14 protein-coding genes, 2 tRNA genes, 3 rRNA genes, 1 other RNA gene and 5 pseudogenes are annotated in these 26,723 nt (G+C 61.1%); 2 read left to right on the forward strand and 23 right to left on the reverse strand.

The genetic code is table 11. The features are described 5' to 3' along the window. The 21 genes and pseudogenes from OMP38_RS30765 to rpoE form a co-directional block, all read right to left on the reverse strand. Positions 1 to 2,474, reverse strand: a 23S ribosomal RNA gene (locus OMP38_RS30765); the annotation flags it as partial. A gap of 134 nt (positions 2,475 to 2,608) precedes the next feature. Then, a tRNA-Ala gene (locus OMP38_RS30770) sits at positions 2,609 to 2,684 on the reverse strand. Positions 2,685 to 2,710: 26 nt separating this feature from the next. After that, positions 2,711 to 2,787, reverse strand: a tRNA-Ile gene (locus tag OMP38_RS30775). A gap of 58 nt (positions 2,788 to 2,845) precedes the next feature. Continuing rightward, positions 2,846 to 2,962: ribosomal RNA gene (rrf, locus tag OMP38_RS30780) — 5S ribosomal RNA — on the reverse strand. 85 nt (positions 2,963 to 3,047) lie between these two features. Further along, positions 3,048 to 4,601 (reverse strand): 16S ribosomal RNA (locus tag OMP38_RS30785). A gap of 313 nt (positions 4,602 to 4,914) precedes the next feature. Continuing rightward, positions 4,915 to 5,181, reverse strand: coding sequence for a pro-sigmaK processing inhibitor BofA family protein (locus tag OMP38_RS30790; protein WP_277568466.1), 267 nt, complete (start codon positions 5,179 to 5,181; stop codon positions 4,915 to 4,917). After that, a complete protein-coding gene (locus tag OMP38_RS30795; RefSeq protein WP_177244299.1) occupies positions 5,178 to 5,468 on the reverse strand; it encodes a DUF2508 domain-containing protein in 291 nt (96 codons plus the stop codon). The genes OMP38_RS30790 and OMP38_RS30795 overlap by 4 nt, the downstream gene beginning before the upstream one ends. A 164-nt stretch (positions 5,469 to 5,632) precedes the next feature. Next, complete coding sequence (recR, locus tag OMP38_RS30800) at positions 5,633 to 6,232, reverse strand: recombination mediator RecR (RefSeq protein ID WP_090117672.1); 600 nt, start codon at positions 6,230 to 6,232, stop codon at positions 5,633 to 5,635. 16 nt (positions 6,233 to 6,248) lie between these two features. Beyond that, positions 6,249 to 6,561: pseudogene (locus OMP38_RS30805) on the reverse strand (YbaB/EbfC family nucleoid-associated protein). A 13-nt stretch (positions 6,562 to 6,574) separates the two neighbouring features. Then, positions 6,575 to 8,388, reverse strand: a pseudogene (gene dnaX / locus OMP38_RS30810) (DNA polymerase III subunit gamma/tau). 43 nt (positions 8,389 to 8,431) lie between these two features. Next, a complete protein-coding gene (locus tag OMP38_RS30815) occupies positions 8,432 to 9,523 on the reverse strand; it encodes a two-component system sensor histidine kinase NtrB (RefSeq protein ID WP_277568467.1) in 1,092 nt (363 codons plus the stop codon). A gap of 243 nt (positions 9,524 to 9,766) precedes the next feature. After that, positions 9,767 to 10,030, reverse strand: an RNA gene (gene ffs / locus OMP38_RS30820) — signal recognition particle sRNA large type. Positions 10,031 to 10,165: 135 nt separating this feature from the next. Then, a complete protein-coding gene (locus OMP38_RS30825; RefSeq protein ID WP_277568468.1) occupies positions 10,166 to 10,585 on the reverse strand; it encodes a hypothetical protein in 420 nt (139 codons plus the stop codon). 74 nt (positions 10,586 to 10,659) lie between these two features. Then, positions 10,660 to 10,857, reverse strand: coding sequence for a 50S ribosomal protein L31 (rpmE, locus tag OMP38_RS30830; protein WP_090117667.1), 198 nt, complete (start codon positions 10,855 to 10,857; stop codon positions 10,660 to 10,662). A 111-nt stretch (positions 10,858 to 10,968) separates the two neighbouring features. Then, positions 10,969 to 12,238, reverse strand: a pseudogene (locus OMP38_RS30835) (radical SAM family protein). 1,335 nt (positions 12,239 to 13,573) lie between these two features. Beyond that, positions 13,574 to 14,889, reverse strand: a pseudogene (gene rho, locus OMP38_RS30840) (transcription termination factor Rho); the annotation flags it as partial. A gap of 69 nt (positions 14,890 to 14,958) precedes the next feature. Next, positions 14,959 to 16,209: a UDP-N-acetylglucosamine 1-carboxyvinyltransferase gene (locus tag OMP38_RS30845; protein WP_090117657.1), complete on the reverse strand. Its 1,251-nt coding sequence runs from the start codon at positions 16,207 to 16,209 to the stop codon at positions 14,959 to 14,961. Between the two features lie 192 nt (positions 16,210 to 16,401). Continuing rightward, a pseudogene (gene fba / locus OMP38_RS30850) lies at positions 16,402 to 17,257 on the reverse strand (class II fructose-1,6-bisphosphate aldolase). Positions 17,258 to 17,447: 190 nt separating this feature from the next. Then, positions 17,448 to 17,846 carry a response regulator gene (locus OMP38_RS30855; protein WP_090117655.1) on the reverse strand — a complete coding sequence of 133 codons (399 nt, stop codon included), beginning with the start codon at positions 17,844 to 17,846 and terminating at the stop codon, positions 17,448 to 17,450. A 134-nt stretch (positions 17,847 to 17,980) separates the two neighbouring features. Beyond that, positions 17,981 to 19,588, reverse strand: coding sequence for a CTP synthase (locus OMP38_RS30860; RefSeq protein WP_277568469.1), 1,608 nt, complete (start codon positions 19,586 to 19,588; stop codon positions 17,981 to 17,983). A gap of 297 nt (positions 19,589 to 19,885) precedes the next feature. Further along, positions 19,886 to 20,476: a DNA-directed RNA polymerase subunit delta gene (gene rpoE, locus OMP38_RS30865; RefSeq protein WP_277568470.1), complete on the reverse strand. Its 591-nt coding sequence runs from the start codon at positions 20,474 to 20,476 to the stop codon at positions 19,886 to 19,888. A 466-nt stretch (positions 20,477 to 20,942) separates the two neighbouring features. On the opposite strand from rpoE, the gene OMP38_RS30870 reads away from it, so the two are divergent. Continuing rightward, positions 20,943 to 22,121 carry a S8 family peptidase gene (locus OMP38_RS30870; protein ID WP_277568471.1) on the forward strand — a complete coding sequence of 393 codons (1,179 nt, stop codon included), beginning with the start codon at positions 20,943 to 20,945 and terminating at the stop codon, positions 22,119 to 22,121. 121 nt (positions 22,122 to 22,242) lie between these two features. Here OMP38_RS30870 and argS (OMP38_RS30875) read toward each other — a convergent pair whose 3' ends face one another. Next, positions 22,243 to 23,916, reverse strand: coding sequence for an arginine--tRNA ligase (gene argS / locus OMP38_RS30875; RefSeq protein WP_277568472.1), 1,674 nt, complete (start codon positions 23,914 to 23,916; stop codon positions 22,243 to 22,245). A 4-nt stretch (positions 23,917 to 23,920) separates the two neighbouring features. Next, complete coding sequence (locus OMP38_RS30880; RefSeq protein WP_277568473.1) at positions 23,921 to 24,316, reverse strand: DUF1934 domain-containing protein; 396 nt, start codon at positions 24,314 to 24,316, stop codon at positions 23,921 to 23,923. 571 nt (positions 24,317 to 24,887) lie between these two features. Between OMP38_RS30880 and argS (OMP38_RS30885) the strand changes: the two genes are divergently transcribed. Next, the gene (gene argS, locus OMP38_RS30885) at positions 24,888 to 26,606 is read left to right on the forward strand and encodes an arginine--tRNA ligase (protein WP_277568474.1); all 1,719 of its coding nucleotides are present in this window, start codon (positions 24,888 to 24,890) and stop codon (positions 26,604 to 26,606) included. Positions 26,607 to 26,723: the final 117 nt, after the last annotated feature.

Below are 26,723 nucleotides of genomic sequence, written 5' to 3' on the forward strand. Positions count from 1 at the left end.
TTTTATCCGTTGAGCGATGGCCCTTCATTCAGTACCACCGGATCACTAAGCCCGACTTCGTCCCTGCTCGACTTGTGGGTCTCGCAGTCAAGCTCCCTTATGCCTTTGCACTCTTCGAATGATTTCCAACCATTCTGAGGGAACCTTGGGGCGCCTCCGTTACGCTTTAGGAGGCGACCGCCCCAGTCAAACTGTCCGCCTGACACGGTCCCTTCACCGGATTCACGGTGACAGGTTAGAACCTAGATACGATCAGGGTGGTATCCCAACGGCGCCTCCACCTAAGCTTGCGCTCAGGCTTCCAAGGCTCCCACCTATCCTGTACAGACCGTACCCAAGTTCAATATCAAGCTACAGTAAAGCTCCATGGGGTCTTTCCGTCACGTCGCGGGTAACCTGCATCTTCACAGGTACTAAAATTTCACCCGGATCTCTCGTTGAGACAGCGCCCAAGTCGTTACGCCATTCGTGCGGGTCAGAATTTACCTGACAAGGAATTTCGCTACCTTAGGACCGTTATAGTTACGGCCGCCGTTTACTGGGGCTTCGGTTCACAGCTTCGGGTTGCCCCTAACCGCTCCCCTTAACCTTCCAGCACCGGGCAGGCGTCAGCCCGTATACTTCGCCTTACGGCTTCGCACAGACCTGTGTTTTGCTAAACAGTCGCTTGGGCCTATTCACTGCGGCCCCCTCGGGCTATTCACCCTACCGAGGCACCCCTTCTCCCGAAGTTACGGGGTCATTTTGCCGAGTTCCTTAACGAGAGTTCTTCCGCGCGCCTTAGAATTCTCTTCTCGCCTACCTGTGTCGGTTTGCGGTACGGGCACCTTCTCCTGGCTAGAGGCTTTTCTCGGCAGCGTGAGCACGGAACCTTCGGTACTGTAATTTTCCCTCCCCATCACAGCTCAAGGTATTAGTGTGCGGATTTGCCTACACACACCCCTCACTGCTTGGACGAGCTATTCCATCAGCTCGCGTTCTTGCCCTCCTGCGTCCCCCCATCGCTCATAACGGATTACGGTGGTACAGGAATTTCAACCTGTTGTCCTTCGACTACGCCTTTCGGCCTCGCCTTAGGTCCCGACTTACCCTGAGCGGACGAACCTTCCTCAGGAACCCTTAGGCTTTCGGCGGACAGGATTCTCACCTGTCTTTTCGTTACTCATACCGGCATTCTCACTTGAATGCAGTCCACCGGTCCTCTCGGTCCGACTTCAACCCGCATTCAACGCTCCCCTACCCAAGTACCCTAAGGTACATGCCATAGCTTCGGTGGTGTGTTTAGCCCCGTTACATTTTCGGCGCAGAGTCACTCGACCAGTGAGCTATTACGCACTCTTTAAATGGTGGCTGCTTCTAAGCCAACATCCTGGTTGTCTTCGCAACTCCACATCCTTTCCCACTTAACACACACTTGGGGACCTTAGCTGATGATCTGGGCTCTTTCCCTCTTGACGACGGATCTTAGCACTCGCCGTCTGACTCCCGAGCATACATCCATGGCATTCGGAGTTTGACTGGACTTGGTAACCCTTGGCGGGCCCCGCACCCAATCAGTGCTCTACCTCCATGATGCTAAATCTCGAGGCTAGCCCTAAAGCTATTTCGGGGAGAACCAGCTATCTCCGAGTTCGATTGGAATTTCTCCCCTACCCCCACGTCATCCCAGAGCTTTTCAACGCTCACGAGTTCGGGCCTCCAGTAAGTGTTACCTCACCTTCACCCTGCACAGGGGTAGATCACCCGGTTTCGGGTCTACGACTACGTACTAAAGCGCCCTATTCAGACTCGCTTTCGCTGCGGCTCCGTCTCTCCGACTTAACCTCGCACGTAAACGTAACTCGCCGGTTCATTCTACAAAAGGCACGCCATCACCCCTAGATCGGGCTCTGACTTCTTGTAAGCGCACGGTTTCAGGTTCTTTTTCACTCCGCTCCCGCGGTGCTTTTCACCTTTCCCTCACGGTACTGCTTCACTATCGGTCGCCAGGGAGTATTTAGCCTTGGCAGATGGTCCTGCCGGATTCCCACGGGGTTTCTCGTGTCCCGCGGTACTCGGGATCCGTCTCGGAGGGAGTAGACTTTCGGCTACAGGGCTTTTACCTTCTATGCCGGACCTTTCCAGATCTCTTCGCCTAACCTATCCCTTTGTAACTCCATGTGAGACGTCCCACAACCCCTGAGAGCAAGCTCTCAGGTTTGGGCTAATCCGCTTTCGCTCGCCGCTACTGACGGAATCACTCTTGTTTTCTTCTCCTCCAGGTACTTAGATGTTTCAGTTCCCTGGGTGTGCCTCCTTATGAGCTATGTATTCACTCATAGGTGACTGGGCATGACCCCAGCCGGGTTTCCCCATTCGGACATCCCCCGGATCAAAGCCCGCTTACGGCTCCCCGAGGCAATTTCGCTGTTCGCCGCGTCCTTCTTAGGCTCCTGGCGCCTAGGCATCCTCCGTGCGCCCTTAATAGCTTAACCTGTCGGCTAAACCACACAAGGCATTGCATGAGAATTTCTAATTTGCGCATTTCGTTTCGCTATCCGGTTTTCAAGGTGCAAACTTTCTGCTTCCTCCGCCCATCTGACAAGCAGGCTGTGCGGAGAAGTAAAGATGGTGGAGACTAACGGGATCGAACCGTTGACCCCCTGCGTGCAAGGCAGGTGCTCTCCCAGCTGAGCTAAGTCCCCATGGGAAGTATTCAATTGAAACTTGGTGGTGGGCCTTAGTGGACTCGAACCACCGACCTCACCCTTATCAGGGGTGCGCTCTAACCAGCTGAGCTAAAGGCCCGCATTCTATGGCCAGTCTCGCTGGCTTGATCTTCATTCCGATAAAGGAATCAAGACCGGCTTGGCGACGTCCTACTCTCCCAGGACCCTGCGGTCCAAGTACCATCGGCGCTGGAAGGCTTAACGGTCGTGTTCGAGATGGGTACGCGTGGAACCCTTCCGCCATTATCACCAAACCGGTATCGATGAAGGATTTCTCCTTCAAAACTGAACTCGAGCGTTAAAACCACGGACTTCGTATTGCCCCGAAGGGCTCCTTAGAAAGGAGGTGATCCAGCCGCACCTTCCGATACGGCTACCTTGTTACGACTTCACCCCAATCATCTACCCCACCTTCGACGGCTGGCTCCCTTGCGGGTTACCCCACCGGCTTCGGGTGTTGTAAACTCTCGTGGTGTGACGGGCGGTGTGTACAAGACCCGGGAACGTATTCACCGCGGCATGCTGATCCGCGATTACTAGCAATTCCGACTTCATGCAGGCGAGTTGCAGCCTGCAATCCGAACTGAGACCGGCTTTGGTAGGATTGGCTCCGTCTCGCGACTTCGCAGCCCGTTGTACCGGCCATTGTAGTACGTGTGTAGCCCAGGTCATAAGGGGCATGATGATTTGACGTCATCCCCGCCTTCCTCCGGTTTGTCACCGGCAGTCGATCTAGAGTGCCCACCCAAAGTGCTGGCAACTAAATCCAAGGGTTGCGCTCGTTGCGGGACTTAACCCAACATCTCACGACACGAGCTGACGACAACCATGCACCACCTGTCTCCTCTGTCCCGAAGGAAAGGTCTATCTCTAGACCGGTCAGAGGGATGTCAAGACCTGGTAAGGTTCTTCGCGTTGCTTCGAATTAAACCACATACTCCACTGCTTGTGCGGGTCCCCGTCAATTCCTTTGAGTTTCAGTCTTGCGACCGTACTCCCCAGGCGGAGTGCTTAATGTGTTAACTTCGGCACCGAGGGGTGGACCCCCCCCAACACCTAGCACTCATCGTTTACGGCGTGGACTACCAGGGTATCTAATCCTGTTTGCTCCCCACGCTTTCGCGCCTCAGCGTCAGTTACAGTCCAGAGAGCCGCCTTCGCCACTGGTGTTCCTCCACATCTCTACGCATTTCACCGCTACACGTGGAATTCCGCTCTCCTCTTCTGCACTCAAGTCTCCCAGTTTCCAGTGCATCACGGGGTTGAGCCCCGCACTTAGACACCAGACTTAAAAGACCGCCTGCGCGCGCTTTACGCCCAATAATTCCGGACAACGCTTGCCCCCTACGTATTACCGCGGCTGCTGGCACGTAGTTAGCCGGGGCTTTCTTCTCAGGTACCGTCATCGAATGTGCAGTTAACACATCCTTATTCTTCCCTGGCAACAGAGCTTTACGACCCGAAAGCCTTCCTCACTCACGCGGCGTTGCTCCATCAGGCTTGCGCCCATTGTGGAAGATTCCCTACTGCTGCCTCCCGTAGGAGTCTGGGCCGTGTCTCAGTCCCAGTGTGGCCGTTCACCCTCTCAGGTCGGCTACGCATCGTCGCCTTGGTGAGCCGTTACCCCACCAACTAGCTAATGCGCCGCAGGCCCATCCCAAAGCCACAGCTTGCACCGTGTTTCTCAACCCGGTCATGCGACCCAGTTGCCTATCCGGTCTTAGCATTCGTTTCCGAATGTTATCCCGGTCTTTGGGGCAGGTTGCCTACGTGTTACTCACCCGTCCGCCGCTAACTCAGTTTGTAGCAAGCTACAAACTAAATCCGCTCGACTTGCATGTATTAGGCACGCCGCCAGCGTTCGTCCTGAGCCAGGATCAAACTCTCCATAAAGGTAAGCTTGACTTGCTCATTTCATTGCTGGTATAACTTTTGCTTCCGCCCCGAAAGGCTTCAGCGTCCGTTTGTTTTAACGCTCGATGTTCAGTTTTCAAGGAGCAATCTCGTCTTCGCTCTCGGCCTCTTGCTCGGCGGCCTCTCAGCGGCGACTTGAATAATATATCACACTCGCCCAATCCGATGCAACACATATTTTCTGGAAGTTTGCTTTCTTTCCAACGGCCGTTTGGCCGCCGCTCTTAGGCGCGAGAATTAATTTAACACATCTCGGTATAGGTCGTCAATGCGTTTCGCTCTTTTTCTTGCATTATGAGATAAGCATGTGCTGCAGGCCGAGTACGAGCGCGACGCCAGGCAGCCCGAGCAGCGTCACCGCGCCGATCGTCGCCGGATTCAAGGGCACATGCCATCCGCTAATCCAGCCCGAGAAATTAAGCGCATAGATCGCGAAGGCCGCTAACGCCAGATGGGTACCGAACCGCAAAAGCCAGCCTCCCGGAGCGCTTCTCCGCAAGAGAAGCAACAGCAGGGAGGCTGCAGAGACGACCAGCATGATGAGCCATACCGTCTTCACGCGCCTTCGCCCCCGACTACGGCAGACTCCATGCGAAACTCGGGCAGCTGCGCGGCTTGGTCTGCATGCCAGTGCATGCGCGCGCGCCGAAGCGTCATGTCGAGCTTCTGTTCGGCCGCTTCAAGTAGATAGATGGCATAATCGACCTGATCTGCGCCCAGCGCATCGTCGAAACGAACGCACGCCTGCCTCCACTCCGCCTCGGCCAGACGAACCTCGTCCACGAGCCGTTCCCGTTCGGACATGCGCTGCTGCGCCGCCAATCTGTCCCGTCTCCCCTTCAGCATTGCTCACCGCTCCCTCTCCTGTGTGGTCAAGCGCCCGCGAAGGACAACCCGATACCATTTATATGTCACAGAATCGGTATTCAGAATCAGGCAAGCATAGAAAAAAGCGCCCATAGGCGCTCTTTCGCAAATATTTTATTAAAAATCCGAGCTGGAGCGGCGCTTCAGAATAGCTCGCGGCGCCCTTCGAGCGCCTTGGAGAGCGTCACTTCGTCCGCGTATTCCAAATCTCCGCCCACCGGCAGGCCGTGCGCGATGCGCGTCACCTTGATGCCGAATGGCTTCACCAGCCTGGACAGATACATCGCGGTCGCTTCTCCCTCGATGTTCGCGTTGGTCGCCAAAATCAGCTCCTGCACGCGTTCGTCGCTAAGGCGCTGCACAAGCTCCTTAATGCGAATATCGTCGGGACCTACGCCGTCCATCGGCGAGATCGCCCCGTGCAATACGTGATAATAGCCGCCGAATTCTCGTGTGCGCTCCATGGCGACAAGATCCTTAGGCTCCTGCACGACGCAGATCGCGGAAGGATCGCGGGTCTTGTCGGAACAAATCCGGCAGGGGTCCGTGTCGGTAATGTTGCAACAGATCGAGCAATACGTCAAATTGCGCTTGACGCTGACCAGCGCCTTCGCAAAATCGATCGTGTCTTCTTCCTTCATCCGAAGCACGTGAAACGCAAGCCGGGCCGCCGTCTTGGGACCGATGCCAGGCAGACGGGAGAAGGACTCGATGAGCTTGGCGATCGGTTCAGGATAGAACAAGAATCAGGCTCCTCGCTTAGAACAAGCCCGGAATCTTCATTCCGCCCGTATATTTGCCCATGTCCGCGTTCGCCAGCTCGTCCGCCTTGGTCAGGGCGTCGTTGACGGCGGTCAGCACCAGATCCTGCAGCATTTCGACGTCCTCCGGATCTACCGCTTCCGGCTTGATCGTCACGTTCAACAGCTTTTTGTGGCCGTTCATGGATACCGTCACGACGCCGCCGCCAGCCGTACCCTCGATCGTCTTCTCGCCGAGCGCCCCCCTGGGCCTTCAGCATCTGCTCCTGCATCTTCTTCACTTGCTTCATCATTTGGTTCATGTTGTTCATCTTATAGTCCTCCTCAGTCTTCTCTAATAACGACCAATTCTTCTCCGAAAAGCCGAAGCGCCTCGTCGATCAGCGGTTCGCCCTGCGGGCCGGCGCCGTCGTCCGGGACGAGCTGCAGCTCTTCGGGCTCTTCCTTGCCCGCCGCCGCGGCACCGGCGGATGCGAGCGCCTCCTGCCACTCCTTCTGCAGGAGGGTAGCCAGCTGGGTCGGTCTCCCGATCACCGCGCTAAGCACGCCTTCGATCACCTGCCGGTTGGCAGGCTTCTCCGTCGTCTCGCGGTGGATCGAATTGCGGAAGGCGACGAGCACCGTATCGTCCGCATAGGACACCGGCTCTCCGTCGACCAGCCAGGCATGCACGGTCACGCGCTCTTCCTTGACCCGCTGCATGGCCTGCGGCCACTTGCCGAGCGCCTGCAGCGCGTCCGGCGAGCCCTTGGCCGCCAGGAACGGCTCGACCTTGACGCGGGCGCGCATCGGCGCCTTGGCCGAGCCCCCCCGACGCCGCGGCGGAACCGGCGGAGCCGCGGGCCGAACCGGAGCCGCCGACGCGACCGCCGCCAGCGTCGGCGGAACCGCCCGCGCCCGCAGCTCCGGCCGCCACGCCCGTACGCGCCAGCTCCGCGAGCTTGCGCTCCAGGCCGGCCACCTGCTGCTGAAGCCGCTGCAGGTCGGCGCCACCGGCAGCGGCAGCGGCAGGGGCGGCTGCCGCCCCTGCTTGTCCGCCGGAAGCGGTGGCGCCGCCGTCCGAGCAAAGCTTGAGCAACGCGATCTCGAACATGGTCTGCGGATGCGCCGCGTACTTCATCTCCGTCTGATATCGGTTCAGATGGTCGATGACGGCGAACAACCGCTCCCGGCTAAATCCCGCGGCCGCCTGCGCGAGCGAAGCCGGATCGCCGGCGCGGCCCGTCGCCCCTTCGGCATCCGGAGCCAGCTGCGACAGCAGCATGTCGCGAAAATAATGCATAAGCTGCTCGAGACACTTGTCCGCGCTCTTGCCGGCCTGCATCATCTCGTCGATCTCGCGAAGCGCCGCGGCTGCGTCCTGATCCCTGATCGCGTTCGCCATGCGCACGAACTGATCGGCCGGCAATCCGCCCGTCGCGTCGACCGCCCCCCTGGAGCGTGACTTCCCCGCCCGTGAACGAAGCAATCTGGTCTAGCAGGCTTACCGCGTCGCGCATCCCGCCGTCGGACAGCCTGGCGATATAGCCCAGCGCGTCCGGCTCGGCCGCGATGCCCTCCTCGACGGAAATCTCGCGCAGCCGCTCGACCTGCTCGGATAACGGCACGCGGCGAAACTCGAAGCGCTGGCACCGCGAGATGATCGTCGCCGGCAGCCGATGCGATTCGGTCGTCGCCAGAATGAACATCACGTGCGCCGGCGGCTCCTCGAGCGTCTTGAGCAGGGCGTTAAAGGCCTCTGTCGTCAGCATATGCACTTCATCGATAATATACACTTTGCGCCGAACCTCGGTCGGCGCGTACTTCACTTTGTCGCGGATGTCGCGAATCTCCTCGACGCCCCGGTTGGAGGCGGCGTCGATCTCGACGACGTCCATCACCGCGCCGGACGTGATCCGCCGGCAAGCGTCGCATTCGTTGCAAGGCTCCGTCGCGGGGCCGCGCTCGCAGTTGACGGCCTTGGCCAATACCTTGGCCGCCGTCGTCTTGCCCGTGCCCCTGGGACCGCTGAAAAGATAAGCATGAGACAGCCGGTCTTCCCGGATGGCGTTCTGCAGCGTCTGGACGATATGTTGCTGCCCGACCATGTCCTTGAACGTCTGGGGACGCCAGGCACGGTACAATGCCATATGGGCCATTCCAAGTCGCTCCTGCCTGTGGTGTATTGCTATTTATTATACATCATCGGGGGGGAAACGCTCCACCGCCGGATGCTTGATCGCCTGGACCGGAAGGGACGCAGGGAATCAAGACGGTGAAAACCGTGCCGGCCTCCGAGGAGGCGACCGCGATCCTCCCGCCCAGATCGTGAACGATCCGCTGGCAAATGGACAGGCCGAGTCCCGTTCCGTTTTCTTTTGTCGTATAAAAGGGGTCGAATATGCGGTCGAGCGCGGCTTTGGGAATGCCGGGACCCGAGTCGCACACTTCGACCGCGACGAAGCCGGAGAGCGCGGGACCGCCATGCCGCTCGCGAATGAGCAGACGGCCGCCCTTGCCCATCGCTTCGATCGCGTTTTTGCCTAAATTCAAAATGACCTGCTTGAGCATCTCCTTGTCCGCGAGCACGGGCGGAAGATCCGGCTTCGTCTCGTACAGGAGGACAATATCGTGAAGCGTAGCCTCATTGCGCAGCATCGGCATCATCTCCCGCATCACGTAGCCAAGACGCACCGAGGAAAGCTTCGTCTCCTTCGACTTGCTGAGCAGCAAAAATTCGCCTACCAGCTCCTGCACGCGGTCCAGCTCGGACAGTACGATATGCGCATATTCCTGCTCCTTGGTCATCTGGCGCTCGTCGAACGACTTTTTCATCAATTGGACGAAGCCCTTGATCGCCGTCAGCGGATTGCGAATCTCATGCGCGGTTCCCGCCGCGACTTGTCCGATCATCTTGAGCCGGTCCGAACGGCGCACCTGCTCTTCGAGCATCATCCAAGGCGTGACGTCGTGGAAAAGCAGATAGGCCCCGATTACTTCCCCGCCGGAGACGAGCGCATCCCCGTCGACGACGACTTCCCGGGACTCCCCGTCTTTGGACCATGCCAGCTTGCGGTTGCGAAACGCTTCTCCTTGAAGAAGAGAACGCCCGAAGGGCAGCGGCAAGCCCAGCGTCTCGGCCCAAGCGTCCGCCGGCTGACCGGCCCACGCGGACCGGTCGCCGCCGAATATGCCGCCCGCCATCGGATTCGCCTCCACGATCCGGAAATCGGCGTCGAGAAGCAGGACGCCCGTCCATTCGTCGGCCAGCATCCGATCCGCGAACAATCGCACGAAGTGATCCCGGCGCGCTCGCGGATCCCCCCCGCCACTGCGCGACCGCCCTCAATGCCCTTTGCTGCTGACTCTTGTCCCCCATGCTTCCCCTCCGCTCTGACACCTCGACCGTCCGCGCCGCCCGCCCTCTCGCGTTGGAATACGCTTACGCAGAAAATGAAAAAACACACCTCGGCGCAGCTCTGTCTACGCTGAGGTGTGTTGATGTTGGAATATGAAAAATCGTCCTCGAATGAAGGACCGTGCACCTGCCCTCGATCGATGCCATCCAGCCGTACCTCGCTCGTACGCTCCCGAAGGGCTACCCTTCAGCACAAGAACGTGACCACTTACGGCTGCTTCCTTCCGGACCTGACCGGGTTCATGGGCGTCCCTCGCGAAGGACCCTGCGATCAACGCGCCGGGACGAAGCCGGAACTGCGTGGCATGACCTCAAACAGGAATTCGATCTCGCTATAGCGGATTGCGAGTGACAGGGCACCGCTACCTCCCCATCTAGCACGGCATGACCTAGTATAACGAATATCGTCGCCAGGCGCAACTAAGTCCGACATATCTCCGCGCGGGAATCGTTCCCTGTCGGCGGCGCCCGACGATCGGAGCGACCGCTCGGCCGGCGGGCGCCGCCGTAAGCCCATGTCAGCGGCCGCCGACCGTACTCACGTGAATATTGTATCTCGGGAAATTGAAACGTAGCACGGTCGTCGCCTGGCTCTCCACCGTCTGCCGCTGCTTGGCGTCAAGCCCCGGCTTCAGCTTCACGGTCACGTAGGCGTCGGCGCCGTTGAAGGTGACTTGCGAACCTGCGACGCCGTTCAGGTTTTTGATCGTCGTCGACATCATCTTGAAGTCGTTGTCGTAATTGAGCGCCATATGGCGCCCGGGAATGCGCGGGTAGCTGCTTGTCCGTCCGAGCAAGCCGTCGTCCGCATAGCTTTGCTGCTTGATGGAGCTGCTGTTGGAACCGCCGGAAACGCCGCAGCCGGCGATCGGCAGCGAGGCCGCGAGAAGCGCGGCAGCCAGCAGCATATTAAGGCGGAATCCCGTTGGCTTAAGCATGAAAAAAACCTCCCTTCGTATCCGTTCAGGATGCGGAGGGAGGCTGCGCTCTATTCGTGATGATACGGCTTCGATTAGATGCCGTACTTCTTCTTGAACTTGTCGATCCGGCCGCCGGCGTCCAGGAACTTTTGCTTGCCGGTAAAGAACGGATGGCACGCGGAGCAGATTTCGACCTTGATGTTCGGGCGAACCGAACCGGTCTCAAACGTGTTGCCGCAAGCGCACGTAGCCGTCGTGACGGAGTACTTCGGGTGGATGGCTTCTTTCATCTTAGAATTCACCTCTTCTGCCCTGGAACGCATGCGGATCCAGAGTTAATGGACATACCCGAACATTATAGCACCAATGTCCGCATCCTGCAACGGGATCGCATACGTGCGTTAGACGCGGGCGATCGCCCGGTTTTTCCGCGATGGCGGAAGATGCGTGTAGGACCCGATGACGACGTCCGGCAACTCCTCGCGGAAAATCTCGAGCAGCGTCTTCATGCCGTAAATCTCGCCCTTGGCCTTTGGGATTAAGTTCAGGTAAGCGTCGGGATCGATGTTCAGGTTGCGCATCTGAATGAGCTTAAGCTTCGTCCGTCGCGCAAATTCGATCATGGCTTCGATCTCTTCCTCCCGGTCCGTGACGCCGGGGAAGATGAGATAGTTGATCGAGGTATAGACGCCTTGGCTCTCCGCGTATTTCATCGTCTTTTCGACGTTGGCGAGCGTGTAGCCCCGCGGCTTGTAGTAAGCGTTGTAGTGCTCGTCGATCGCGCTGATCGTGCTGACGCGCATCAGGTCGAGCCCCGCGTCGGTAATGGCGCGCAGATGATCGCTGAGTCCGGCATTCGTATTGATATTGATGTAGCCGTTCGACGTGCGCTCGCGCACCCTTTTTGATCGCTTCGATGATCGTCTTGGCCTGCGTCGACGGCTCGCCCTCGCAGCCTTGGCCGAAGCTGATGATCGTATCGGGCTTTTTCAGATGCTCGAGCATGATGTCGACGACTTCTTCCGTCGTCGGCTTGAACTTGAGACGCGTCTGCGGAGCCACGAAGCCGCTGTCGTCGGGCTGTTCGGAGATGCAGCCGAAGCAGCCGGCATTGCATGAAAACGACACGGGCACGGCTCCCTCGAGACGCTGGAGAAACGTATTGGAAGCCGTCAGGCACTCGTAACCGAGCGCGCAATGAGAAAGATGCTGGTACAGCCGATTGTCCGGGTAGGAGGCAAGCAACCTGCTCACTTCGACCTCCAGTTCCTTGCGGTCGCAGTTGTCCGGATTCCAAGGCTCGGGATCGTCCGTGCCCGCAGCCGCTACGTAGAAGCCGCCGTCTTTCCAGACGACGGCCGTATAGCCGAACAGAGGGAATATCTGCGTCTTGTCCGTCTTGGTGTAGCCCGGGACATAGAACCGCGTGAAGCCCTGAGGCAGCAAAGCGCCGACCGCCTGGCTGCCCGCAGGCAAAGCCTTCATCTCGCCGGTCTTGGGATTCATCCCGATGGCGCGCGTGTGCGGCAAGCCGACCAGCGTAGCGCCGGCAGGGAGCGGAATCAATTCGTCTTCAAGCAGCTCGACCAGCCTGTCGCCGCTCCGCGCAACGGCATGAAGTTTGTCGTGATCGTATACATTGCCGTGCTCGTCGGCGTAAACCAGGTACATGGCGTATAGCTCCTTTCGTGACTCGGACGCGCCCGGACGAAGCCGGGCGCGTCCTGTATGACTGAGGCGGGCTTATTCGCTCGCCGGGTTGTTCTTGGTCGTGCGCCGCTGGCGAGGCGCTTTGGCCGGCGCCTCGGCTTCCGCGGATGCGGCTGGCGCAGCCGGCGCGGAAGCCGCGGGCGCATCGCCTGCGGCGCTGTCCGCGGCCGCCTTGGCGGCGCGAGCGCCCGTCTTGGCGCCCGCGGAAGCGCGGGTGCGCGGCGCGGCGGGCTTAGCCGCTGCCTGCGGAGCCGCGGCGGGCTCCGGCGCCGGCGCGGCTGGCGCGTCTTCGGCCGCCGCCGAGGCGGCACGGCTGCCGCGGGCGGTGCCGCGCGGCGTCGAAGACGAAGCGCGCGCGGACGTGCGCTTCGCGGCGGATGGCGCGGCGTCGCCGGTTGCCGGCGCCTCGGGCGCCGAGGCAGCCGGCGTAGCGGGTGCCGCCGGCGTCGGTGCGCTTGGCGCGACCTTAGCTGCGCCCGCCGCCGTTGCCGACTCGGCGCCAGCCGGCGTCGACGACGCTGGCGCCGCTGCGTTGGCCGCAGGCGAAGCCGTTGTTGCCGGCGCCGCTGCCGTTGGCGCGACAACAGGAGGCGTCGCTGCTGCCGTCGCATCGGACTGCGCAGCCCCCGAGGCGGCGGCAGCGCCGCCCGATGCCGGACGGCTCGGCGCGGCGGACGTGCCGCCAGCCGGCCTAGCAGCGCGAGACGCCGCTTCTGGCGAAGACGCGGCTGGTCGTGTCGTCGCTCTCGCGGCCGACGATGCAGACGAGGCGGACGATGAGGACGTCGCGCTCGTTCTGGACGAAGCGTTCGGACGCGGCGCGGCTCCCGTCGGCGCAACGCCGCCCGCCGAAGCGGTCGTGCCTGCGCCCGGGTTCGTCGCGGCCGAAGGCGCGATTGGCGCCGTGTTCCCTGCGCCCGGAGCTGCGCTTGGCGATGTCCCTGCCCCGGTCCCCACCGTTGCCGAAGAGCCGGCAGGAGAAGACGGCGCCTGAGAGGCAGGCGATCCGCCGCCCGCGGACGTCGAAGACGCGTTAGGCCGTCCGCCATAGGAGGAAGTGCCGTTCGAATAGGTCGGACGGCTGCTCGAGTAGCTGCCGCCGCGCGGTCCGGCATTGTAACTGCCCGGACGCGACTGAGACAGCGGCCGGGAACCCGACGTGCCGGAATACCGCGGACCGCCGGTCGATCCGGCGCCGGAGCTGTAGCCCGTCCCCGAGCCCGATACGCCGCCCGAAGACGAGCCGCCGGACGTAGAGCCCGCGGATGCAGACCCGCCGCTCACGGACGAGCCGTTCGTTGCAGTGCTGCCGGAAGTTCCCGGAGACGACTGGCCTCCGGACTGTCCCGGACGCAGCGGCCCGCGTCCAGGCGCGTTCGCAGCGCTGTCCAGCACGGCCAGGAATTCCACGTTGGTCTTCGTGCCGCCCAGCTTGCGCAGGAATTGATCCACGAACTCGATCGAATCGTTCATGCTCTTGCGCAGCGTCCATACCTTGTCGAGCTCCTCCTTGGAGAGGAGCATCTCCTCGCGGCGCGTGCCGGAACGGCGGATGTCGAGGGCCGGGAAAATTCGGCGCTCGGCGAGCTTGCGGTCGAGATGCAGCTCCATATTGCCGGTGCCCTTGAACTCCTCGTAGATGACGTCGTCCATCCGGGATCCCGTCTCGACGAGCGCGGTCGCCAGGATGGTCAAGCTGCCGCCTTCCTCCACGTTCCGCGCGGCGCCGAAGAAGCGCTTCGGCCGATGGAAAGCCGCAGGATCGACGCCGCCCGAGAGTGTACGGCCGGACGGCGGCACGACGAGGTTGTAGGCGCGCGCCAGCCGCGTGATGCTGTCGAGCAGGATGACGACGTCGCGCTTGTGCTCCACGAGACGGCGCGCCCGTTCGAGCACGAGCTCCGCCACTTTAATATGGTGCTCGGGCACTTCGTCGAACGTCGAGGCGACGACTTCGCCTTTGACCGAACGCTGCATATCCGTGACTTCTTCAGGCCGCTCGTCGATCAGCAGCACGAACAGATCGATATCCGGGCGATTCGCCGAGATGCTGTTGGCGATCTCTTTGAGAAGGAGCGTCTTGCCTGCTTTGGGAGGAGCCACGATGAGGCCGCGTTGGCCGAGTCCGACGGGAGCCAGGAGATCCATGATGCGGGTAGACAGGCGATGAGGCGTCGATTCGAGTACGAGCTTCTGATCCGGAAAAAGCGGCGTCAGCGCCGGGAAGTGAAGTCTCTCTTGCGCGACTTCGGGGGGTCTCGCCGTTGACGAGGTTTACTTGCAGCAAGCCGAAGTAACGTTCGTTTTCCTTGGGCGTCCGGCATTTGCCGGAGACGAGATCGCCGGTGCGCAAGTCGAACTTGCGAATCTGGGATGCGGAGATGTAGATATCCTCCGCGCTGGGCAAATAGTTGATCGGGCGAAGAAAGCCGTAACCTTCGGGCAATACCTCCAGCACGCCTTCGAGAAACATGTGTCCGCCGCGTTCGGCCTGCGCGCGCAGGATGGCGATCATGAGCTCCTTTTTTGATCATCTGGCTGTAGCCTGCGATCTGAAGGTCCTTTGCCAGCTTGTAGAGCTGGGTCAGGCTGAGGCCTTCCAGATCGGACATTTTAAAATCCGTCAATACAATCCCCACTTCATATTAGGATGTGCGGAACGCCGGAGCGGCTGCCGCCGCTCAAGCTTCGCGCCATACGTCCGCGCCAAGGCCGCGCAAATGCTCTTCAAGCCTCTCGTAACCGCGGTCGATGTATTCCAGACCGGTGATCTCCGTCACCCCTTCTTCGACGGTCAGCGCAGCCACGACGAGCGCAGCGCCCGCGCGCAAGTCGGATGCCCGAACCTTGGCGGCGTTGAGCTTGCCGCCTTCGACGATTGCCGAGCGTCCTTCGACGCGGATCTGAGCGCCCATCCGCGCAAGCTCGGGAACATGCTTGAACCGGTTGCTGTACACGAAATCGGACAGGATGCTCACGCCGGTCGTCTGGGTGAGCAGGCTCGTCATCGGCGACTGAAGATCCGTGGCGAACCCCGGATAGACGAGCGCCTTGACGTCGACGGCTTCGTAGTCTTGCTGGCCGACGACGCGGATGGATTCGTCCATCTCGTAGACGTGAACGCCCATTTCTTGAAGTTTGGCGGTGAGTGCTTCCATGTGCTTGGGAATGATGTTGTCGATGAGAACGTCGCCGCGCGTCGCGGCGGCCATGATCATATAAGTGCCGGCTTGAATGCGGTCGGGAATGATGGAGTGTCTGCAGCCGTGCATGCGGTCTACGCCTTCGATGCGGATCGTCTCGGTACCCGCGCCTTTGATCTTCGCGCCCATGGCGTTGAGGAGCGTGGCCACGTCGATGATCTCGGGTTCCTTCGCGGCGTTTTCGATGATCGTGGAGCCCTTCGCTCTGGCCGCTGCCAGCATAATATTAATCGTGGCGCCTACGCTGACGACGTCCATATATATTCTAGCTCCGCGTAATTCGTTAGCTTTGATGCGGATAGCTCCATGTTCGTTGGTTACGATTGCGCCCAGGGCCTCGAAGCCCTTAATGTGCTGGTCGATCGGTCTCGGCTCGAAGTTGCAGCCGCCCGGCAGTCCGATGGTGGCTTCGCCGAAGCGTCCGAGCAGAGCGCCCATTAAGTAATAAGAAGCTCTCAATAGCTTGACCCGGCCGTTGGGCATCGGGATCGATTGAATGCCGGTCGGATCGATAGATAAAGTCTCCTCTTGCCAAGAGACCCGGCAGCCTAGTTCTTGTAGCAATTCCTTATAAATCTCGACGTCGCTGATATGAGGCAGATTGTCGAGCCTGACCTCGGATTCGGCGAGAATGGCGGCAGGGAGCAGCGCGATCGCGCTGTTCTTGGCGCCGCTGATGGAGACCGTTCCGCGAAGCGGACGTCCCCCGCGTATCATCAGTTTTTCCATGAATGCATGGTCCTCCTCGTAGATGCTTCATCTACTCCGGGGGGCGCGTGGCGACCGCGTTCGATGAAGGAAAGGAAAGACGCCCGGCGAGGCGTCTTGTCCGTACGTAAGACAGACGCCGCCGTCCGTCCGGATCTCCGGCTGCGGACAAGCCGCGGCGCGGCGGGACGGATTGCGGCGACTATTCTTCGATTAGGCTTGGTTGCTGCTGCCGAAGAGACGGATCTTCTCTTGAACGACGGCCTTCATCGCGGTGCGCGCAGGCGTCAGGTACTTGCGGGGATCGATGACGTTGGCATCCTTGCCGAGCACTTCGCGGATCGCCGCGGTGCAAGCGACTTGGTTTTCCGTGTTGACGTTGATCTTGCCGGCGCCCGCTTGGATCGCCTTGCGGATCATGTCGTCCGGTACGCCGGAGCCGCCGTGCAGAACGATCGGCACAGGAATCTTGGCGACGACCGCTTCGATGATATCATAGTGGATCTTGACTTCGCCCTTGTACATGCCGTGAGCCGTGCCTACTGCGATAGCCAGCGCGTCGACGCCGGTTTCTTCGTAGAAACGGATCGCTTCTTCAGGCTTGGCCAGCGATGCGTCGGCTTCGTCCACGCTCAGGTCGTCCTCGACGCCGCCGATCGTGCCCAGCTCGCCTTCGACGGAAACGCCCATCGCGTGAGCGGCCTTGACGATCTCCTTGGTCAGCTTGATGTTCTCTTCGTACGGGTGATGCGAGCCGTCGAACATGACGGAGGAGAAACCTGCGCGGATACACTTCATGGCGATGTCGAAGGTGCTGCCATGGTCGAGGTGCAAGGCGATCGGAAGGCCGGATTTCTTCGCTGCCGCCTCCGCGATGGCAACCGTGTACTCGATGCCCATGTACTTCAGCGCGCCTTCGCTGACGCCGAAGATGAAGGGGGGATTTTTCTTCCATGGCGGCTTCGGTGATCGCTTGGGCGAATTCAAGGTTGTTCATGTTGAATTGGCCTACCGCGAACTTGTTCGCCTTCGCCTTGGGAAGGAATTCGTTCATTGATACGAGTGGCATTGTGATTCCTCCTGCGCTCTGAATAAGTCGTGTGCTGTCTTACGCCCGACTTGCATGCGACGTTATTATATCACAAATGAAAGAAGGATTGTAAAATGCCTGCGTCCGGCAAAGCGCCCGCCCTGCGGCACGAAAAACAAAAACCGCCGGTCGTCTCCGGCGGTTCCCGCTTCGATATTCCCAGTCCTTCTCAGGTGCCCGCCGCAAACCTCGGCGACGGCCCGCCCTCCGTCAGCTGCATATTGACGGCCACTCGCAATTCGTCGATATCGAAGGGCTTCGTGAAGTGCATCAGCGCGCCCAGATCGGTGGCTTCCTTGATCATGTCCAGCTCGCCGTACGCCGTCATCATGATAACCTTGACGTCCCGGTTCATTTCCTTGATCTTTTTCAAAATCTCAAGCCCGTCCATGCCGGGAATCTTCATGTCCAGCAGAACAAGATCCGGGGTATGCGTGCGTACGATCTCCAGCGCCGCGCGTCCGTTCGCCGCCTGGAAAGTCTCGTAGCCTTCGACGCTGAATACCTCGAGCAGCAAGATCCGAATGCCGATCTGATCGTCGACAATTAGCAATCTCTTCTTGGCCACTTCATGATCCTCCTCTTCCTGTTGGTTCCTTCTTCCCGTATTCGCGCCCCGACCGGGAATTCCTTCCTAACTTCTGGCAATTGCAAAAAAAAGCTCCGGCTTTTGCCGAAGCTGGAATGCTTATGTTGAAATAATCAAGATTCTTCGCCGCCCAGCGCCGCCTTGACGAATTCGCGGAAAAGCGGCTGCGGACGGTTCGGACGCGAGATGAACTCCGGATGGAACTGTACGGCCAGGAACCAAGGGTGGCCCGGCAGCTCGACCATCTCGACCAGCCGGCCGTCCGGAGACGCGCCGCTGATCTTGAGCCCCGTCGACTCGATGAGGTCTCGGTACTCGTTGTTGAACTCGTACCGGTGACGATGGCGCTCGTAGATGAGCTCTTCGCCGTAGCACTCGGCCGCAAGCGTGCCCGGCACGATCTTGCAAGGATAGAGGCCGAGGCGCAGCGTACCGCCCATGTCCTCGATATCCTTCTGGTCCGGCAGCAGATCGATGACCGGATACGGCGTAGCCGCGTGGAACTCGGAGCTATGCGCGCCGTCCAGGCCGGCCATGCTCCGCGCGAACTCGATGACCGCCACTTGCATGCCGAGGCAAATGCCGAAAAACGGCACCTTGTTCTCGCGCGCGTACCGGATCGCCGTGATCTTGCCCTCGATGCCCCGATCTCCGAAGCCTCCCGGCACGAGGATGCCGCCGACGCCGCCCAGCAGCTGCTGCACGTTGGCAGGCGTGACTTCCTCGGCGTTCACCCAGCGGATGTTCACCTCGGCGTCCGCGTCGATGCCCGCATGCGCGAGCGATTCGACGATACTGAGATAAGCGTCGTGCAGCGCGACATACTTGCCGACGATCGCGATCTCCGTCGTGCGCTTCAGCGACTTGACGCGGTTCACGAGCTCGATCCACTCGTCCATGTCTGGCTTGTCCGCGCCTCCGAGCTTCAGATGGCTCACGACATAGTCGTCGAGACCCTGCTCCTGCAGCATGAGCGGCACCTCGTAAAGCGTGGAAGCATCGCGGCATTCGATGACCGCGTTCGCGTCAATATCGCAAAACAGCGCGATCTTGCGCTTCAGGTCTTCGGCCAGCGGATGCTCGGTACGGCAGACGATGACGTTCGGCTGGATGCCGATGCTGCGCAGCTCCTTGACGCTATGTTGTGTCGGCTTGGTCTTGACCTCGCCGGCCGCCTTGATATATGGAATCAGCGTCACGTGGATGTACATGACGTTATCGCGGCCGATGTCGCTCTTGATCTGGCGGATCGCTTCGAGGAACGGGAGACTCTCGATGTCGCCGACCGTGCCGCCGATCTCGGTGATGACGACGTCGGAGCCGGTCTCGCGGCCGGCGCGGAACACGCGGTCCTTGATTTCGTTCGTGATATGAGGGATGACCTGGACCGTGCCGCCCAGATACTCGCCGCGGCGCTCTTTGCTGATGACGGTGGAGTAGATCTTGCCGGTCGTCACGTTGCTGTTCTTGGAGAGATTGATATCGATAAAGCGCTCGTAGTGGCCGAGGTCGAGGTCCGTCTCCGCGCCGTCGTCGGTTACGAACACCTCTCCGTGCTGATAAGGGCTCATCGTGCCCGGGTCTACGTTAATGTACGGATCGAACTTCTGGATCGTCACTTTGAGGCCGCGATTCTTAAGCAGACGCCCCAGCGACGCCGCCGTGATTCCTTTGCCGAGCGAGGATACGACGCCGCCCGTCACGAATATATATTTGGTCACCCTCTGTCATTCCTCCCGCATGTGCCCCTGGCATCATGTTAATGGTCTCCAAAAAAAACAAAAAAAGCGACACCCAATTAAATGGGGGCACTTTTAAAAATAACGCTATGAAATGCCTGCTTGAAAAGCCCAAGCATAAGTTTACCCGCTGACCACAGTGGTGTCAAGCCTTCGGAGCCCGCCGCCACCGCGGCCGATCAGGCCTTAAAACGCTCGGAAAAGACTCGAGCCAAGCCGCGCGCTCGCCGCGGCCGGTCGCGGAAAGGGACGCCGGTTCGGCGTCCCTTCCGGACGAAATTAACGCTCTTCTTCGTCTTCCTCTTCGTCAGAGTCTTCCTCGTCCTCATCCTCGTCGAAGCCGTCGTCTTCCTCGTCGACTTCGCCTTCGATGCTTTCCTCTTCTTCGGATTCCTCGTCGATCGCGACTTCTTCGTCGGACTCGCTCGCTTCTTCGCCTTCGTCGAAGATCTCCTCGCGGTCTTCGTCGAACAGGTCGAAGCCCTCTTCAGCCTCCGTGAAGGTCTCTTCCTCGTCCTCGCCGTACAGATCCTCGTCGTCGAGGTCGTCGTCGTCGTTGATGATGCGCGGACGCTTGGCGCCGCCCGTGACCGGATCGTCGGAGCGATCGACCGGATACCAGCGCTTCAGGCCCCAGACATTGCTGCCGACGCACGCGAAGCGGCCGTCGATATTAATCTCTGTATACACCTGCGCGATAAATTCGTTGATTTGCTCGGGAGAGAATCCCCGCAGCTTGGCAATCTCCATCATGAGATCCCGGTAATAGAACGGCGTATTAGCCGCCTTGAGCACCTCGAAGGCCAGGTCGACCATCGGCATCTCCCGGATCTTCTCGGCGTCGAACTTCAGGACGTATTCAGCGCTCACGCTCTAAGTCCCCATCCTCTCTGTATGTTAAACGTTCTTATACCCCTCGGGCGTCAACCTTTAGTTAACCGCATTTGCCGTCAAAATGCAAGTACGGCGGCCTGCGGCGAAGGCTTAACGGCGATCGCCTTCCTGTGCTTTTATTCGCCAATTTCCGCGGGAACGATGCGTAGGTTGAGCGTTTTGCGCTGCCGCGGGCTTGTCCTTCGCCATGCGGACGCCATTAAGCGAAGGCGCCTCGGATCCGCGCCTTCGCTTAACCGACTGTACCCTTCCGCGCTCCTCGGGAGGAGGAACCTACATGGGTGCGAGAGTCTCTCCGGGGAAACTCCCACTTCATATTATGTGGCGGGAACCGAATTGACACCGCTTGTCGCCCAATTTAGCATTCCCGGGCCATACTCCCAAGCTTTGCTCCGCCGGTGTACATAGTATGGGGAATCTAAGCCGGGAAGGAGGCCAGCACATGGACACGAGCGCTCTCCTTCGCCTCCTCCGCCGCCTGCTCGCCGACGGCGGGGAGCGTGGCGCCAGAACGATCGTACGGTTCGCGAGGCATGAGGACGGCCGCCAATTCCTCGCGAAGCTGGCCGCCAGGCGGACGAGCGGCGCCGCGCTGCGCGCCGCTCGTCCGATCCGGGTCATCGGCGGCTTCAGCCTCCCGCTGCCCGCCGCCTCTCTAATCCCTCTGCTGGATTACGGCTGCGTGCTCGAGGAAGACCGGAGCGTCCAGATCAGCCGCGCGCTCCCGAGGCCGATCGTCCGCGCGGACAGCAAGATGGACATCCCTTGGGGCGTTCGGCGCATCCGCGCGCCGCAGGCCTGGAGCCGCACGACGGGGCAGCGGGTCAAGGTCGGCGTGATCGACACCGGCGTCGACTTCGGTCATCCCGACCTTCGCCACGCCCTGAGCCGCGGCATTAATCTCCTGCAGCGAGCGTCGCTGCCGCACGACGACAATGGGCACGGCACGCACATCGCGGGAATCATCTCCGCGGCCAACGCCTCGCGCGGCATGATCGGCGTGGCGCCGCGAACGGAGATACACCCGGTCAAAGCGTTCGATGCGGACGGCTCCGCGTACGTGTCCGATATCATCCTCGGGATCGAATGGTGCGTCCATCACGGCATAGATATCGTGAACATGAGCTTCGGCATGCCCAACCGGAGCGAGGCGCTGCTGAAAGCGGTGGAGAGCGCGCACAAGGCCGGCGTGCTCATCGTCGCCTCATCGGGCAACGACGGCAGGAAAGGCCGGATCGACTATCCGGCCGGCTTCGGGCGCACCGTCGCCGTCGGAGCGCTCGACCGGCGCGGCCGGGTCGCGCGCTTCACGAACCGCAGCGCCGCCATCGACATCTACGCCCCCGGCGCGAAGGTCGATTCCGCCTGGCCGAACGGCCGCCGCCGCGTCATGAGCGGCACGTCGATGGCGACCTCGCACGTCACCGGCGCGGTAGCGCTGCTGCTGGCGCTCCGGCCGGGGCTGTCCCCGGGCCGGATCAAGGATATTCTGCGCCGGTCCGCGAGGCCGCTTGGATACGACAAAGCTCCCCCAGGGAGCCGGGGAGCTGGATGTTCTGCGCATGCTGGAGGTTGCCGGCGACTTGTCGGCCGGGACATCCGGGATTGCGGCGCGCAATAAAGACTAAGAGGCACTGCGCGAAATAACGGTGCTGCGCGCCGCTATTCGCTCAGTATCGTAGCCGCGAAATAGAAATAACGGCGCTAGGCACCGTTATTCCAGCGATATCGTTTCCCGCAGATTACATCTGCTCCGGCGCGGATACGCCGATCAGACGCAAACCGTTGGCCAGCGCGTGGCGAAGCGCGGCCAGCAGTTGCAGGCGCGCCTGGCTCTGCGCGGCGTCCTCGGTGATGACCCGCTCCGCGCGGTAGTAGCTGTGGAACAGCGCGGCCAGCTCGTACACGTAGCGCACGATGTGGTGAGGCGCGTAGTCTTTCGCCGAATCGGCGACGACGGCGGGGAACTCGCCCATTTTGCGCAGCAGATCGTATTCGTGCTCGGTCGCGAGCAGCTCCAGGTTCGCTTCCGCCACCGGAAGCACGGCGACGCCTTGTTCCTCCGCCTGGCGGAAAATGCTGCAAATGCGCGCATGCGCGTACTGCACGTAGAACACCGGATTCTCGTTGGACGTCGAAACGGCGAGGTCCATGTCGAAGTCCAGGTGCGTATCCATGCTGCGCATCGTGAAAAAGTAGCGGATGGCGTCGACGCCGACTTCGTCCATCAGGTCCTCGATCGTGATCGCCTTGCCCGTACGCTTCGACATTTTCACTTTTTCGCCGTTCTGGAACAGGCTGACCATCTGCGCGATCAGCACCGTCAAGCGCTGCGGGTCGTGGCCGAGCGCCGCCATCGCCGCCTTGACGCGCGGAATGTATCCGTGGTGGTCGGCGCCCCAGATGTTGATCAGCTCGTCGAAGCCGCGCGCGAACTTGTCCATATGATAGGCGATGTCCGGCGTCAGGTACGTGTAGCTGCCGTCGTTTTTGACGAGCACGCGGTTCTTGTCGTCCCCGAACGCCGTCGTATTCAGCCACACCGCGCCTTCCTCTTCGTACACGTGACCTTGCGCGCGCAGCGCTTCAAGCGCGCCTTCGACCTTGCCCGTCCGATAGAGCGAAGTCTCGCTGTACCAGCTGTCGAAGCTTACGCCGAACCGGCCGAGGTCGCGCTTGATCTTGTCCAGCTCGCGCTCGAGTCCGTAGCTGCGGAAGTAATCGAAGCGTTCTTCGTCCGTCTTTTCCAGCAGGCGCGCGCCTTCGCGCTCCGCGAGCTCCTTGGCGAAGCCGACGATATCCTCGCCGTAATAGCCGTCCTCCGGCATCGCCGCGTCCTCGCCCAGCGCCTGGCGGTAGCGCGCCTCGATGGAGCGGGCCAGGTTATTGACCTGGTTGCCGGCGTCGTTAATATAGTATTCGCGCGAAACGTCATAGCCTGCAAACGCCAGCACGTTGCACAGCGCATCGCCGACCGCGGCGCCGCGCGCGTGGCCGAGATGCAGGCTGCCTGTCGGATTCGCGCTGACGAATTCGACCTGCACCTTGCGTCCGCCGCCGGCGTCCGTACGGCCGTATCCCCCGCCCTGCTCAAGCACGGATGCGACGACGGGCAGCAGATACCGCTTGTCCATGCGGAAATTGATGAAGCCCGGACCCGCGATTTCCGCGGACGTGACGTTCGCCTTCGCCTTGTCCAGGTTCTCGATGATCGCGGTCGCGATCTCGCGCGGATTTTTCTTCGCGATGCGCGTCAGCTGCATGGCCGCGTTGGTGGCCAGGTCGCCGTGAGCCTTGTCGCGAGGCACTTCGATGACGATCGCCGGCACCTGCTCCCGCTCCACGACCCCCGCCTTGACCGCGGCGTCCGCGATCGCTTCCTTTAACACTTCGTATGTCTGCTCCAGCACGTTCATGACCCTATTCCTCCCGTATATCCAGTCCGATCTCGAACCGGCCCATCTCCTGATCCTCGCTGCGCATATCGTAGCGCCAGAACAGCGTGCCCCCGGCATCCGTCAGCGCCGCAGCCAGCTCGTGCGTGAACGCCTCCACGGCCATCGGGCCCTGCGGCAAGCGCACCGCGCCAGGCGTCGCCGCCCCCAGTCGAAACGTCTGCTCGACGCCGATCTCGCCCTGTCGCACGACGCGCACGTCGCCTTTCAGGATCGAGACCGTCATCGCGTCCGGGCACCGCAGCACCCAGCCCGTCGCCATCCGGAACCACTGGCCCGTCAGCCGCTCCTCCGCCCATTCCCCGGATTCGCCGCCCTGCCGGCTGCGGAACACGACCGTCACGCGCCTGTAGTCCGGCATTCCGATCCGCTCCCGTCTGTCCGATTGTCTGTTATTACTATATACACAACGCTCTTTGAATTCAACGACGGCGGGCGCTTGCCCCTCTTGCCCCCGCCGCCTCGGCATGCTATGATATGGGCCAATATCCGATCGACGATGAACGGGAGAGTACCGGATCGCATAGCCGTACCAGAGAGCCGGAAGGGTGGGAACCGGCACGGCGGGATCTTCGGGAAGCGGACCCGGGAGTCGGTCGCCCGGACCGGCGCGGCGCCAAGCCGCAAGTCCGTTAGTAGGGCGATCCGGCCTTGCGGCCGTTATCCGTTTGAGCGGCGTCCCGCGCAGTCCATCTGCAAGGGCGCTATAAGAATGGTACCGCGGACACACCTCCGTCTCTTGATGAGACGGAGGTTTTTTGCGTCCGGATGGACGCATGCGTATTGATGCGTTCGGCTTGATGCGTTCGGCTTGATGCGTTCGGATCGATGCATGCGTATTGATGCGTTCGGCTTGATGCGTTCGGATTGATGCATGCGTATTGATGCGTTGTGATTGACGCGCGCGGATCTAAGCGAAGGAGGACATCGACATGCTGTTGGAACAAGCCGCAGCGCTGCTGCAACCCCACGTACCGTTAGAAAAGGAGGCGCTGCTCCGCCGGCTCGAGACGCCTCCGGAGCCGCACCTCGGCGACGTCGCATTTCCTTGCTTCGTCCTGGCGAAGCAGCTCCGCCGCGCGCCGTCCGCGATCGCCGCGGAGCTCGCCGACGCAGTCGCCGCCGACGCTCATGGCGTCCGCGCCGAAGCTGCGAGCGGGTACGTCAACCTGTTCTTCGATCCCGCCGTCTGGCTGGGCCGGATCGTCGACGCCGCCCTTGAACCCCGCTTCGGGCGCAGCGACGAGAGCCGCGGCCGACATGTCGTCATCGACATGTCCTCGCCAAACATCGCCAAGCCGCTTGGCGTCGGCCACCTGCGCTCCACCATGATCGGCAACGCGCTGGCCAACCTTTACCGGGAGACCGGGCACGCAGTCACGACCGTCAACCACCTCGGCGATTGGGGCACTCAGTTCGGCAAGCTGATCGTGGCCTACGGCCGTTGGGGCGGCAAGTCGGCGCTGGAAGCCGATCCGATCGGGGAAAGCCTGCATCTGTACGTTCGCTTTCACGAAGAAGCCGCGAAGAAGCCGGAGCTAGAGGACGAGGCCAGGGAAGCCTTCCTGCGGCTCGAGCAAGGGGACGAAGAAACGACGGCACTCTGGCGCTTTTTCGTCCAAGCGAGCATGAAGGAGTTCGAGCGCGTCTACGCGCGACTCGGCGTCCGGTTCGACGAGGTGCTCGGCGAGAGCTTTTACAACGACAAGCTGGCGCCCGTGCTGGACCGCCTCCGCGCGCAAGGGCTGCTCGAGGAGAGCGACGGCGCGCTCGTCGTCAGGCTGGACGAGGAAGGACTGCCGCCCTGCCTGATCCTCAAGAAGGACGGCGCCACGATTTACCCGGTCCGGGATTTGGCGACCGCGATATACCGCAGGCAAGTTATGAAGGCGGACCGGCTGCTGTATGTCGTCGGCGCGGAGCAGCAGCTGCATTTTAAGCAAGTGTTCGGCGTGTTGGGGAAAATGGGAGAGCCGTGGACGGGAGACTGCGAGCATGTGCCGTTCGGGCTGATGACCGTGGAGGGCAAGAAGATGTCCACCCGCAGGGGAAAGGTTGTCTTCCTGGACGAGGTGTTGGACGAAGCGGTGCGCAGAGCGCGCGAGATCATCGCGGCCAAAAGCCCGGACCTGCAGGACGCGGACCATGTCGCCGAAGCCGTCGGCATCGGCGCGGTCGTGTTCGGCGACCTGAAAAACCGCAGGCTGCTGTCCGTGGACTTTAAGCTGGAAGAGGTCGTCAGCTTCGACGGCGAGACGGGGCCTTACGTGCAGTATACGCACGCGAGAATCGCCAGCTTGCTGCGCAAGGGCGGTTTCGAACAGCACCCCGGGCAGGACGGTGCGAACGGTGCGCCGCGTGCGGCGGACGAACGCGTCGATATGGCGGATGCCGCTTGGGTTTGCGCCAAGCGGATCACGCAGTGGAGCGCCGCCGTGCGCGAGGCGGTGCGGGACAACGAGCCATCGGCCGTGGCGCGTTACCTGCTGGAGCTGGCGCGCGACTTCAACCGCTTCTATCACGACGGCAAGGTAATCCAGCCGGACGACGCGGCAGCCACGCAGGCGCGCTTGCGATTGTCGGCGGCGGTCGGCCATCTGCTGGGACGCGGCTTGAAGCTGCTGGGCATCGCCGCGCCGGAGCGGATGTAAATCGGGGCGGCGATGCCCCTCGGAGGCAGCTGCCCGAGATTGCCGAATTAATCGGCTATTTCGGGCTTCGCCTAGCCCAAGCACACCCGTTAGCCGATATAATCGGCTATCTCGGGC

The sequence above is a fragment of the Cohnella ginsengisoli genome (assembly GCF_029525555.1).
Classification (GTDB): domain Bacteria; phylum Bacillota; class Bacilli; order Paenibacillales; family Paenibacillaceae; genus Cohnella; species Cohnella ginsengisoli.